Annotated in this window: 9 protein-coding genes; 5 read left to right on the top strand and 4 right to left on the bottom strand. The window is 60.4% G+C overall.

The annotated features are described in order from the left end of the window. Window positions 1–234 precede the first annotated feature (234 nt). Window positions 235–2475 (top strand): patatin-like phospholipase family protein, encoded by a 2241-nt coding sequence (locus HDF09_RS17565; protein WP_183768778.1) that lies wholly within the window; start codon window positions 235–237, stop codon window positions 2473–2475. Window positions 2476–2564: 89 nt separating this feature from the next. Further along, window positions 2565–3590: a threonine ammonia-lyase gene (locus HDF09_RS17560; protein WP_183768777.1), complete on the top strand. Its 1026-nt coding sequence runs from the start codon at window positions 2565–2567 to the stop codon at window positions 3588–3590. 105 nt (window positions 3591–3695) lie between these two features. On the opposite strand, the gene HDF09_RS17555 is transcribed toward HDF09_RS17560, so the two are convergent. Both HDF09_RS17555 and HDF09_RS17550 read right to left on the bottom strand, forming a co-directional pair. Beyond that, on the bottom strand, window positions 3696–5480 hold the full coding sequence (locus HDF09_RS17555; protein ID WP_183768776.1) for a chloride channel protein: 1785 nt from the start codon (window positions 5478–5480) through the stop codon (window positions 3696–3698). Window positions 5481–5486: 6 nt separating this feature from the next. Beyond that, on the bottom strand, window positions 5487–6674 hold the full coding sequence (locus tag HDF09_RS17550) for a tetratricopeptide repeat protein (protein ID WP_183768774.1): 1188 nt from the start codon (window positions 6672–6674) through the stop codon (window positions 5487–5489). A gap of 184 nt (window positions 6675–6858) precedes the next feature. Between HDF09_RS17550 and HDF09_RS17545 the strand changes: the two genes are divergently transcribed. Both HDF09_RS17545 and HDF09_RS17540 read left to right on the top strand, forming a co-directional pair. Next, complete coding sequence (locus HDF09_RS17545; protein ID WP_260181645.1) at window positions 6859–7884, top strand: SH3 domain-containing protein; 1026 nt, start codon at window positions 6859–6861, stop codon at window positions 7882–7884. A gap of 98 nt (window positions 7885–7982) precedes the next feature. Beyond that, window positions 7983–8867 carry an undecaprenyl-diphosphate phosphatase gene (locus tag HDF09_RS17540; protein WP_183768772.1) on the top strand — a complete coding sequence of 295 codons (885 nt, stop codon included), beginning with the start codon at window positions 7983–7985 and terminating at the stop codon, window positions 8865–8867. A gap of 11 nt (window positions 8868–8878) precedes the next feature. Here HDF09_RS17540 and HDF09_RS17535 read toward each other — a convergent pair whose 3' ends face one another. Then, the gene (locus tag HDF09_RS17535; RefSeq protein ID WP_183768770.1) at window positions 8879–9235 is read right to left on the bottom strand and encodes a DoxX family protein; all 357 of its coding nucleotides are present in this window, start codon (window positions 9233–9235) and stop codon (window positions 8879–8881) included. A 126-nt stretch (window positions 9236–9361) separates the two neighbouring features. Next, on the bottom strand, window positions 9362–9826 hold the full coding sequence (locus HDF09_RS17530; protein ID WP_183768768.1) for a PA2169 family four-helix-bundle protein: 465 nt from the start codon (window positions 9824–9826) through the stop codon (window positions 9362–9364). A 378-nt stretch (window positions 9827–10204) separates the two neighbouring features. Here HDF09_RS17530 and HDF09_RS17525 point away from each other — a divergent pair, with 378 nt between their 5' ends. Next, the gene (locus tag HDF09_RS17525) at window positions 10205–12883 is read left to right on the top strand and encodes a DNA translocase FtsK (RefSeq protein WP_183768766.1); all 2679 of its coding nucleotides are present in this window, start codon (window positions 10205–10207) and stop codon (window positions 12881–12883) included. Window positions 12884–12895 lie beyond the last annotated feature (12 nt).

Genomic DNA, 12895 nt, shown 5'->3' with positions numbered 1-12895 from the left:
CCCCAGCACACGGTAGGCGTTTCGCCTGGCGCGATTGTCAGTGCAACATGAAAAGATTGTCACTGTTTGGCTACGCAAGATTGTCACTGTTTGGCTACGCTTGCTTGCCGGAGGGCTTGGTGGATGGAACCTCAGGTGATGCCTGTGATTCTGGAGGGTTGAAGTTCTGAAGATAAACGGAGTATGCCCCGTAGAATGAAGCGACAACATCCCTGTTGCGAGTTGCTCCTTCTTATGAAGCTTCTTCGACTCCATCCCTGCCCGCAAACAGCTTTGAAGACGATCGTTGCTGCGGCGATGTCGATTGCGATGGTGTGGGCGGCAGGAGCGGCTTGGGCGCAGAGGCCGGTGATTGAGCCGCCGACCCGGCAGCGGATTGGGCTGGTACTGGAGGGTGGTGGGGCGCTGGGGTTTGCGCATGTCGGTGTGATTGAGTGGATGGAGGAGCACCACATTCCAGTAGATGATGTTGCCGGGACGAGCATGGGCGGCCTGATCGGCGGACTGTATGCGTCGGGGAACAGCCCGGACGATATTGAGGAGTTTGTCGGTGGGATTAACTGGCCGGCGGTGTTGAGCGGGCAGGTTCCGTTTCCGGCATTGAGTTATCGCCGGAAAGAAGACAAGCTGGCGTTTCCGAATCGGCTCGAGTTTGGGTTGAAGCATGGCCTGAGTCTGCCGAATGGGTTGAACTCGGGGTCGGCGGTGGGGTTGCTGTTGGATCGGGAGATGCTCCCTTACTACGATTTGAAGAACTTCGACGATCTACCGATTCCCTTTCGCTGCGTGGCGACTGATATTACGACGGGCAAGGAGCATGTGTTCAAGGATGGGTCGCTGGCACAGGCGATGCGATCGACGATGTCGATCCCTGGTGTGTTTGCGCCGGTGACGCATGGGGACCAGATCTACTCGGATGGCGGCGCGGTGAATAATCTGCCAGTTGATGTGGCGCGGTCGATGGGCTCGGAGATTGTGATTGCGGTGTACCTGGATACGGGGCCGGTGGATAAGGCGAGCTTGAACTCGCTGGTCGGGGTGGCGGGAAGGAATGTTGCGATCATGGTTTCGGCGAACGAGCTCGAGAGTATGAAGAACGCCAACATTCTGCTGAAGGCGGATGTGAGCAAGTTCAGCTCGAGCGAGTTTGAGAGGAGCGCGGAGATTGTTCCGCAGGGCGTGAAGGTGGCAGAAGAGCATTCGGCGGAGTTGCTGAAGTATGCCTTGAACGATGCCGAATGGCAGGCGTATGTGGCGCAGCGAGATGCGCGGCGAAGGACGCAGATTCCCACTCCGCAGTTTGTGAGTGTGCGTGGAGTGCAGGGCGCGCAGCGTGCAGAGATTGCGAATGAGTTTACGAAGTATGTCGGCAAGCCGATTGACCCGAAGAAGATTGAAGGGACGATCGTGGATCTGCAGGGCACGGGAACTTACTCGAGCATCAGCTATAACCTGGTCGATGAGCAGAATATGACCGGGCTGCTCGTACGGCCACGGATCAAAGACTATGGGCCACCGTTTTTGGATGTGGGGCCGACGCTTGCTTCGAATGATTCGAACGATATTCAGCTGGGGCTGGGTGGACGGGTGACGTTCTTTGGGCTGACGGGGCCGGGGTCTGAGGTACGGGTGGACGCTTCGGTTGGTCAGGTGGCGGGGGTTTCAGCGGAGTTGTATCAACCGCTGGTGGCGGCGAAACGGTACTTTGCTGCGCCGCGAGCCTACTACGCTCATACGATTACGTCGCTTTATTCGGGGAGCCAGGAGCTCTCGCAGTACACGGAGGAGCGGAATGGATTTGGGTTGGATCTTGGGTATCGGTTCAGCTCGAAGGCTGAGTTGAGAGTGGGTGAGGACTATCAATGGTATGGCGAGAAGCTGCGCGTGGGGCAGCCGATTGAGCAGATCTTTCACCTGACGCCGTTTGTGAGCAACGTGCGGTTTCAATACCTGGGGCAGGATAATGTGCAGGTGCCGACGAGGGGGTCGGAGTTGCTGACGAAGTTTACGCACTCGACGCAGAGGCCATTTGGCGAGGGCGGCTACTCGCAGTGGGATACTCGCGTGGCGCACTTCTTTCCTGCGGGGCAGAAGGGGATTATCTTTGGCACGATGGAGGGAGGAACGAGCTTCGGAGCGACGAACCTTGGGCTGGCGGGGTTTTCGCTTGGTGGTGCGCTGCGGTTGAGTGCTTACGGTCGTGGAGAGCTGCTGGGGAGTGATTATTTTCTCGGGCAGGTGGGTTATCTGTACCGGCTGACGAAGCTGAATCCGGTGATCGGGGATTCGATCTATGCGGCGGGATTTTATGAGATTGGGAAGGTGTGGAATGCGGCTGCGGGGACGCCGACGTTGCCTAACGATATCTCAGGTGCGGTGGTGGTGAAGACGATCTTTGGGCCGTTTTATGGTGGCGGGAGTGTCGGGGATAGCGATCATCGGAAGTGGTTCTTTGGGTTGGGGCGGGTGTTTTAGCGGCGTTGCTCCGATGCTTCTGATTTAACTGTTGCGTGGGTGGACGAATAGTATTATCTCTGCGGCGATGCGTCGAGGAGATGAAGTAGATGAGCGAGTTTGTGACGTTGGAGGAGATTCGGGCGGCGAAGGAGCGGATCGCCGGGGTTGCCGTGAGGACGCCGCTTTATCGCGTGGAACGGGCTCGTTTGCGGATGGGGAAGTTTCCGGAGCCGGAGTTTGATCTCTACATCAAGGCAGAGAGTGAGCAGCCGATTGGGAGCTTCAAGCTGCGTGGGGCTTACAACATGGTGGCGCAGTTGTCGCCTGAGGCGCTGCGGCGTGGGGTGATTACGTATTCGAGCGGCAACCATGCACAGGGCGTGGCGTATGCGGGGCGGGCGCTGGGGGCGAAGGCGGTGATTGTGATGCCGGGGAACGCTCCTGAGGTGAAGAAGGCGGCGACGAGGGCGCTGGGGGCGGAGATTGTGGAGGTGGGGCCGGCTTCGTCGGAGCGGAGGTTGAAGGCGGAGGAGCTGGTGGCGGAGTTTGGGTATGCGATGATTCCGCCTTATGACGCTCCGCAGATTATAGCGGGGCAGGCTACGTGTGGATTGGAGATTGTGGAGCAGCTGCCGGGGGTGGAGCTGGTGATCTCGCCGGTGAGCGGTGGCGGGTTGCTGAGTGGGACGGCTACGTCGGTGAAACTGGCGGCGCAGGCTGGGTTGGTGAGTGCCGGGGTGCAGGTTTGGGGCGCGGAGCCGGAGCTGGCGGCGGATGCGAAGGAGAGTTTTTATTCGAAGACGCTGGTGGAGTGGCCCGCGGCGAAGACTACGCGGACGCTTGGGGATGGGCTGCGGACGCAGAGTCTGGGGGTGCTGAACTTTGCGCATGTGATGAAGTTTGCGGATGGGATTGTGACGGTGTCGGAGGAGGAGATACTGGCGGCGATGCGAGTGATGTTGCGGGCGACGACGCTGGTGCCGGAGCCGAGTGGGGCGGTGACGCTGGCGGCGGCGCTGTTCCATGCGGAGGAGCTGCCGAGGGCGAAGAAGGTGGCGGTGATTCTGAGTGGAGGGAACCTGGAGCCGGCGCTGCGGGAGCAGTTGGAGGGGGAGCTGGCTGCTAAGGCTTAGTCCTGCCGGACGGGCCCACTGCGCGTGGGGCGGTCACTTCGTGACGTGTATACCTTGTCTTCGGTGAGTGTGAGGTAATGGTCCTCCCGTTGGTCGGGGGTAGACTTAGTGTTTTTGGTAGCGGTTTAGAACGTCCTCGAGGGTCACTGTGCCTTCGAGAGAGCCTCGCATGGCGCGGTTGGTGATGGGGAGGAGAGGCCAGCGCTGGAAGTGCGGGAGGGTGCTGGATAGCGGCTGGTCGGGAAAGAGAATGGGAGTGCGCTCGGGGCCTAGATGCTCGTCTAGTGTCTCGGCTGAGGGCGTGGGTGTGGTCGCGTCTTGCCCTTCTGGCTGATTCGCGGAGAGGGCTTCGAGCTCTTCTCTTCTTGCGGTGTACCAGAGGCCGTCGCTGCAGTGGACCAGGAAGATGGGGATGGATTTCAGGTCTTCGTATTGGACGAGTGAGTTGAGCGTGTCGGGGATGGTTTCGCTGCCTTGCAGGACGGGGACGGTGACGGGTTGCATGGCGTCTTCTAGGTGGAGGTTGCTCTCTTCGCGGAGCTCTTCCATGGAGGGGAGGTCGAGGCCGTCCTGGTGGGTGAACTGCTCGAGGATGGGGACAGGCTGGAGGACGCGTGAGATAAGGTAGGCGATGGTGTTGGCGAGGATGACAGGCAGGACGATGGAGTAGTTGCCGCTGACCTCGAGCACCATGAAGACGGAGGTGAGGGGAGCGCGGAGGAATGCGGCGAAGAGGACACCCATGCCAACCAGCGCGTAGGAGCCGATGGTGCCGGTGAGGTGGGGGAAGTAGATCTTTTCGAAGGTGCCTACGGATGCGCCAAGCATGGCTCCGATGAAGAGGGTGGGGGCGAACATGCCGCCAGGGGTGCCGCTGGAGAAGGAGAGCGTGGTGGCGATGATCTTGAAGAGAGCGAGGAGGAGGAGCATCTTCCAGGCGAACTGCGCGTGCATGGCCTGGTCGATGGCTTCGTATCCTGCGCCCATGACTTGTACTAGACCGAAGTAGCCGATGGCTCCTACGAGGAGGCCGGCGACGGCGGGTTGGAGAAGCTGCGACCACTGCGGCTGGCTGCGGAGCTTGGGGCGAAGGTAGCTGAGGCAGCGGGCGAAGAGGAGAGAGGCAAAACCGCCGACGACTCCGAGGACGGCGTAGGCGAGGAGCTCGCGGGAGTCGCGGAGATCGATGACGGGGATGCGGAACATCGGCTGTGCTCCCCAGAAGGAGCGGGCGACGACGACACTGGCGACTGCGGAGAGGACGATGGAGCCTAGGACTGCGGCGCTCCATTGGCCGATGACCTCTTCGATGACGAAGAGAATGGCGGAGATGGGGGCGTTGAAGGCTGCGGCGAGGCCGGCGGCGGCTCCGATGGGAGCGAAGATGCGGAGTTTTTCTTTCGACATGCCGAAGCGGCGGCTGATGAGTGAAGCTACTCCGGCGCCGATCTGGAGGGATGGGTCTTCGGGGCCGAGGGAGTGGCCGCTGCCGATGGCGAGGGCGGCGAGAAGAAATTTTCCGATGACGGTGCGGAAGGAGATATAGCCGTTGCTGATGTAGAGGGCAGCTTTGGTCTGGTTGATGCCGCTGCCGCGAACATTGGGGAAGATGTAGCGGGTGAAGACCGCGATGACTAAGCCGGCGGCGGCTGGGATGTAGAGCAGGCGTAGCTGGTGCGGGTTTGGAGAGGAGCCGAGGAGCAGGACGCTGAGCCACTCGATGGCCATGCGGAAGGAGACTACGAGGAGGCCGGAGATAACACCGATGAAGATGGAGAGGAGGAGAAAGACACGCTCTTCGCGGCCGGAGGCGATGCGGGCGATCATGTCGTCGCGCAGGGTACTTTGTGCGACCGGCTCCGTCTCCGCCATTGCTGTTCGATCTTCCATCTTGACTTAGGGCTCCATCGCTTTGGGGAATTTGGCGAGTTGCAGGAGGAGGGCGTCGTCGCCGGTGGGAGGGCCGCAGATCTTGCTGGTCTGGGACTCGGTGTCGAAGACGAGCTGCATGGTGGCATCCTGCTGGGCGGGGTCGTTGAGGAGAGCGGCGCGGCTGGCGGTGGCGTCTTTGCTCGTCCACTTTGCGGCGAGATCCTTGAGCGGAGAAGACAAGCCGTTGGCGACGGAGAGCTGAGCGCTGCAGACGGCGAAGCGCTTCTTTGCCAGAGCGCGGACTTGCAGGATGCGCGCTACGCGTTCGTTGTTGGGCAGTTTCTTGAGGGGAGCGAGCTCGAGGATGCGCGCGGAGTCTTCGAGCATCTCCTTGTCGCTGGGGGTGATTGGTTCGCGCGTGGAGGGGGAGGTTTCCTGCTGGTGTATGACCTGCTCCATGAGCCGGTGGGCTTCGTCGAAGTGGCCGGAGTCGTATTCGAGGCGAGCAGCGGAATCGAGGGCGATCTGGTTTTTCGGCTCCTGCGTGAGAACTTTGCGGTAGTAGGTCAAGGCGTCGTGAGGGGCCTGGGCCTGCTCGAGGAGCTGCGCGAGGGTGAGGGAGAGGGGGACGTCTTCGGGCGCATTGCCTCCGATGATAAGGAGTTCGGTGCGGGCGGGGCTGAGGTCGTGATGGGCGATGAAGTACTGCGAGAGCTCGAGGCGGACCTCGCGGCGGCGGAGGACTCCGTCTCCCTGCCAGGTGCCGAAGATGGAGGCGCGGTAGTAGTTGATGGCAGCCTGGATGTCGTTCTTCTTTGCGGCGAGGCGGGCGAGGCTGAGGTTGATGAATCCGTCGCCGGGTTGGGTCTCCCATAGGCCGAGGAAGTAGTTGAAGGACTCCTCGGTGTGGCCGGCGTCGCCGAGGGCCAGGGCGAGGAGGAGCTCGCAGGAGCGCTGGCCGGGGGCGTAGGAGAGGGCGGTGCGGAGGGCGACGATGGCCTGGTCGGGGCGGCCGGCGTTGATGGCGGCCTGGCCTCGGGCGGACCAGCGCTGGGCAAGCTCTTCGCGGTGGGAGGTGAAGGAGCGAAAGAGGAAGAACGTCATGAGGAACAGAACGATGGTGACGAGCAGCAGACTGAGAAAGGTCAGGGAGTCGCGGAGGATCAACTTCCGCTTGAGGCTCGAATAGTCTTCTGTTTGGAGTGTCATCATGCGATTTGTGCGTTTTTATCTGGCTGCATGGTCTTTCTCTAGTCTATGGATTTGATGCTCGTTGAGATAGAGGCGCGGTCTGGGGAGTCGTGGACGATATTGGTTCGTTTCGTTGAGGAGCGAAAGTTTAGACTGGACGGTGTTTGGCTTTCCAGAGGATTGTGGTGGCGTCTAAATGAGGTCTATGCGAATTTTTTCTATCAGGCGATGTGCGGCGATGGGTGCTGGAGCGGTGCTGCTGGTGGCGAGCGTCGCTGCTATAGGTCAGAAGAAGGGAAAGGACTACGACAGGACGGCCATTGCGACGGTGCTGCATGATGCGAATGTGTATGTGGCGTCGGATGCGGATGCGCAGAAGATCTCGCTGGTGACGCCGGGACATGAGGTGCAGATTGTTGAGCGGAGTGGTGCCTGGGTGAAGGTGTTTGCGAATACCGATATCAACGATGACGCGAATGAGGACGATCGCAACAAGCCTGAGTTCGGCGAGGACGCGAATGTAACTCCGGCGTCGGGGTGGATTCGGGATAAGGGGATTCTGGGGCCGGGGACGGCTGGTGGGGATGTGATTCTGTTTGGTTCAGCTGCGAACTTTGAAGATGAGGCGGAGCGGCCGCATGCACCGAAAGGCGCGGCGGGGGCGGCTCATCTGCTTTACAAGCGCGTGGCGGAGTACTTTCCGGACTCTCCGCTGGCGGCTGAGGCGGCGTGGCGGGCGGCGGATATTCGATGGCAGCTGGATAAGGTCGATATCAGCACGCTGCCGAGTGCGAAGGAGCAGGAGGCTTATCTGCGGCCGCAGATCTACGAGGGTGAGTTGAAGAAGGTGATGAAGACGTATCCGGGGAGTGAGTTTGCGGCGCGGGCTGCGTTCGATCTGCTGGATAACAAGTTGTGCGGGGACTGGCAGGGGCTGCCGAAGTGTCCGGAGATGGAGACGGGGCTTTATGTGAAGTATGCGCAGCAGTATGCGGATGGGCCTAAGGCTGCGGAGGCGCTTTACAACGCGGTTTATCGGCAGGGTGTGGTGGTGACGATGTACCAGGTGCAGGAGGATAAGAAGCGGTCGGAGGAGGCGGCGAAGAGGACGCAGGCCCTGGCGATGGATTTGAAGGCACGGTATCCGAAGTCGGAGTTTGCGGCGCGGGGGGCTAGTATTGCGTTTCGAGTTTCGCAGGGGATCGCGATCTATGGGAGTGATCGGGATTAGAAGCTATGTCCTGCCGGAAGGGCCCACTGCGCGTGGGCTCGTCCGGCAGGACATAGCTTGTTTACCGTTTACACATGCGGACGCTTTAGGATGGATGCATGTCGATTCTTCATGTCATCCTCCTTGCCATTGTGCAGGGTCTTGCTGAGCTGTTGCCTGTCTCGAGTTCCGCTCACGTTGTAGTCGCCGAAAAGCTGTTGGGGTTGGATCCGACGACGCCGCAGATGACGCTGCTGCTGGTGATGCTGCATACGGGCACAATGTTTGCCGTGATTGTCTACTTCTGGAGTCAGTGGAAGAAGACCTACTTCTCGAGTGGCGACGCGTTCAAACGGTTTTTGATTCGCTTGATCTGGGCATCGCTGCTGACGGCTGCGATCGGCGAAGTGATCATCAAGGTGATCGAAAAGACTGCGTTCAAAGGGGCTTCGAAGGGTGAGATTGAGCTGCTGTTTGGGCGGCTGGATCTGATCGCTCCTGCGCTGTTCGCTGCGGGCTTGTTGATTCTGCTTGCGGGGCTGATGGAGAAGCGGCGGATGGGGGCGCATGAGAAGGTCTATGGCGACAGCGTGACGATGCGGCAGGCGGGTTGGATCGGAGCGATTCAGGGGCTATGCCTGCCGTTCCGCGGATTTTCCCGGTCGGGCGCTACGATCTCGACGGGCATGTTGACGGGGGCGAGCAAGGAGCGGGCGGAGCGGTTCAGCTTTGCGCTGGCTGTGGTGCTGACGCCTCCGGCGGTGGGGCGCGAGGTGATGCGGCTGGTGAAGGCGTCGCATGCGGCGACGGCGGCGGGTGTGCCCATTGATCTGCACGGAAGCATGATGATGGGATTGCTTGGTGCGGTGTTTGCGTTTCTGGCGGGGCTGCTGGCTTTGAGGTGGTTGAGCAGCTGGCTGGAGGAGGGCCGATGGTATCTGTTTGGAATCTATTGCCTGGCGGCTTCGGTGGTGGTGTTTGGTCTGTATCACGCGGGGTATTAGACCGTGGATAGTTATCTGCGGGTGTAGAGCCAGGCCCAGTAGATAAGTGGGATCTGCAGCGGGATGCGCAACCACTGCGCCCAGCTTTGGCCCATGACGCCGGGTAAGCGCAGGTGCGACATCGCCATGTAGATGTTGGCCGGCAGGACGGCGATGAGCAGAACCACTAGACCCCAGGCTGCGGTGTGACGCATTGAGGGAACGAGCAGGCCGATGCCGCCGAGTATCTCCGCCGCACCGCTGATGTGGACTAGAAGTGTGTGCGCGGGCAGGTAGGGCGGGATGATTCGGAGATAGACGCCCGGGGCCAGGAAGTGAAGAGTGCCGGAGATGAGGAAGATTGAGGCGAGGAGGATGCGGCCGATCACGTTGACTCACTTCCCTCTTTGCGCCTGTCTTGATGCATGTCCACACCAGCAAAATTGTTGGCGCTAACAAAAATATGGGCAGCCGGGACGAACCCTGCTGCCCATCGTCGAGTTGCATCGCCTTGGTTATTTGGATATGAGTGTGTCGCGGTGGCTCTTCACGTAGTCGTGCGAGGTGAGGACGTGGGCCTGCTGATCAGCGATGAGCTGGCGGACGGGAAGCGGAAGATCCTGGTTGAGAGCATCGGCGTAGGCCTTTTTGGCATCGTCTTCACCCTGTTCGGCGGTCTCGAGGAGGGTGTGGTCGCCGCCGCCTAGTTTAGCTTTGAGGTCTCCCCAGACGCGGTGGAGGGTTCCGGCGGTTGTGCCGGACTCCTTGATGTCGTGGACGCCGTTCTGATGGAGGATCTCCTCGAGGTCGCCGCGGAAGCTGGCACGTTTGAGGGATTCGGCGAGGAAGTAGCGCTTGAGGGTGTCGTCTTTCAGATGTTCGCCGATGTCGGCAAAGCCTTTTTGGCTGTCGAGGAGGGTGCTGATAAGGGAGTTTAGAGCGCGCTGCATTTCGTGCTGCTTCCCTGTGTCTGTTGGCATGATGGAAACCTCAATCCTGGGGTGAAGTGTTGGTGCGGTTGGGGCAGGGTCCGTCGGCTGTGCGCGATTCTCCTCCGCCGACGGCAAGCAAGAGAAATCGCGAAAACCCCGCTCCCCTGCCAACCGGTTCTAAGGACCGCCGAGTGAAATTTGGCTCGGCGGTGAATATGAGGGAGTAGATGCAGGGAGTGCCCGTGGGTTTGTATGTGGGTACCCCAAAGCGAGGTTTTTCGACATTTGTGCAGGGGGTTGGGGAGGGTCTGGGATAATCGAAGGTGCTCTGGTGATTTGCGGGCTCGGTTTGGATCGGACGGCGTGAGGGGTTGTGCGCGCCGTGACGAATGAGCCCGCGCGTCCCCCTCACGTGAAGGCTCCCCAATGAAAACTCTGAGACTTGTTTCGACCCCGACGCGCAACCGCCGCCTGAATGAGATTCTCGGGATGGTCGTACTGGTGAGCGCAGGGCTGCTGCTGCTGGCGCTGGCGAGTTATACGCCGACCGATCCGTCGTTCGATACGGTGGGGCAGTATGTGAAGGGGCGGCCGGCGCATAACTGGACGGGGATGGTTGGGGCCTATCTCGCGGATGCGATGTTGCAGCTGATTGGGGTGGCTGCGTTCTTTCTGCCACTGGTGTTGGGGCGGCTTGGAATCTGCTGGATGCGGTCGCGACCGGCTGGATCTCCGCTGGCGAAGACGATTGGGCTGGGGATGTGGGTGGTGTTTGGGCCGGCGGCGATTGCGCTGCTGCCTGGCGAGATGCTTTGGCGTGGCTCACTGCCTATCGAGGGGACTACGGGACGGCTGCTGGCGGATCTGCTGGTGCATTATTTGAATCTGCCGGGAGCGGCGATTGTGCTGACGCTGATGGTGGCAATGTCGCTGTATCTGGTGACTACGTTTACCTTCAATACGGCGCGGGAGTGGGCGACTATTCGATTTGGATTTGTGCAGCGGCTGTGGGAGTGGTGGTCGCAGCGGCGGAGTCGCCGGGCTGGCGCCGAGGTTGATCTTGAAGAAGCTTATGGGAGCAAGCGGGAACAGGCTGATGCGAGAGCGCGGCGGGCTCGTGAGCTTGCGGAGGCGGCAGAGCGCAGAAGGCTGGAGCCTGAGCCGGAGCCAGCGACGCTGCTGGGTGGATTGTTCGGCTGGTTGAGCAGGAAGAAAAAAGTGCAGCCGATCTCGATTGTGCCTGAGGAGGTTGCGGGCGGGCATCATGCTTCGATCTTTGGGGCGATGCCGCGGACGCTGGTGGATGCTCCTCCGGTGACGGCGTTTGGTACGGCGGCGGCGGCGGTTGCGCCGTTTGCGGAGGTGCTGGCGAAGGCGGCGGCTCCGGTGCATGCGCTGGATGATGAGTCGAATTTTAGAGAGTTTGGCGGTGCAGAGGAGTGGCGTGAGCCGGTTTCGATGAAGGCTGCGGCTCCTGTACGTGCGCCGAAGAAGGTGATGGATGAGCCGAGAGCTTCGTTTGCTGCTCCCGTCACTGCTGCTCCGCAGCCGCTGCATACGCTGCCGGATACCATCTCGTTCGGCAAGCGTGCAGATGCGGACATCAAGCCGGTGACGATTGTGCCGAAGAGTGTGCGGGGGTATAAGCTTCCGCCTTCGTCGCTGCTTTATCGGAGTGAAGAGCACGCTGTGGTTCGCGAGGATGCACTGCGGGAAGAGGCGCGGGTGCTGGTGGAGAAGTCGGCTGAGTTTGGCGTCGATGGGCAGGTGACCCAGATCAATCCGGGACCGGTGGTGACGACGTTTGAGTTCAAGCCGGAGGCTGGGGTTAAGGTCGCTCGGATCACCGGGCTGGCGGATGATCTTTGTCTTGCGATGGCGGCTGAGTCGATTTTGATTGAGCGTATGCCGGGCAAGAGCACGGTTGGGATTCAGGTGCCGAACCATGAGCGGGAGACGATCTGGCTGCGGGATGTGGTCGAGTGTGAGAGCTTTGCGCAGAGCAAGAGCAGGCTGGCGATTGCGCTGGGGAAGGACATTAACGGGCGCATCGTTACTGCGGATCTGGCGAGTATGCCGCACGTGTTGATCGCGGGTTCGACTGGCTCGGGTAAATCGGTTGCGATCAACGCGATGATTATGAGTGTGCTGTTCAAGTCGACGCCGGAGCAGGTTCGCATGATTCTTGTGGACCCGAAGCGGGTAGAGCTTGGGATGTATGAGGGTATCCCGCACCTGTTTACGCCGATCATCACGGAGGCGAAGCTGGCGGCGAATGCGCTGCGCAATGCTGTGCGTGAGATGGAGCGAAGGCTGAAGCTGCTGGCTGCCAACCATGTGAGGAACATCGATCAGTTCAACAAGCTGTTCGATCATGGCAGCGAGTACTTGTTTGAAGATGTGAATCAGGAGCCGCTGCCTTACATCATCATCATCATTGACGAGCTGGCTGACTTGATGATGCTGGATCGGGCGAATGTCGAGGAGTCGATTACGCGGCTGGCGCAGATGGCTCGCGCGGTGGGCATTCATCTTGTGCTGGCGACGCAGCGGCCTTCGGTGGATGTGATTACGGGATTGATCAAGGCGAATGTGCCGACTCGTATGAGCTTCCGATTGGCGACGAAGGTGGACTCGCGGACGATCATCGATTCGAATGGCGCGGAGAGTCTGTTGGGACGCGGCGATATGTTGTATCTGCCGCCGGGGACCAGCCGGGTGCAGCGTGTGCATGCGCCGTTTGTGACAGAGAAAGAGATCTCGGCCGTGACTGAGTTCTGGAAGGCGCAGGGCGAGGCTGAGTATGTGCATGGCTTCCTGGAAGGACCGAAGGAAGATACCGGCACGGGCAAGGATGGCGACGGCGGCGTCGATGGGGATAACAACGATCCGATGTACGATGATGCGGTTCGACTGGTGTTTGAGTTTGGGAAGGCGAGTACTTCCCTGTTGCAGCGCAGGCTTCGGATTGGATATGGGCGCGCCGCTCACCTGATCGACATGATGTACAACGATGGTCTGGTGGGGCCTGCGGATGGATCGAAGCCGAGAGAGATTCTGAAGTCGCCTAACTGGATCAACGAAGTGGATGCGGCTATTCGGTAAGATAATGTCCTG

It is taken from the genome of Edaphobacter lichenicola (assembly GCF_014201315.1).
In the GTDB taxonomy this organism is placed as follows: Bacteria; Acidobacteriota; Terriglobia; order Terriglobales; family Acidobacteriaceae; genus Edaphobacter; species Edaphobacter lichenicola_B.
The sequence above is the reverse complement of the archived record's forward strand: the minus strand, read 5'-3'. Positions and strand labels throughout refer to the sequence as shown.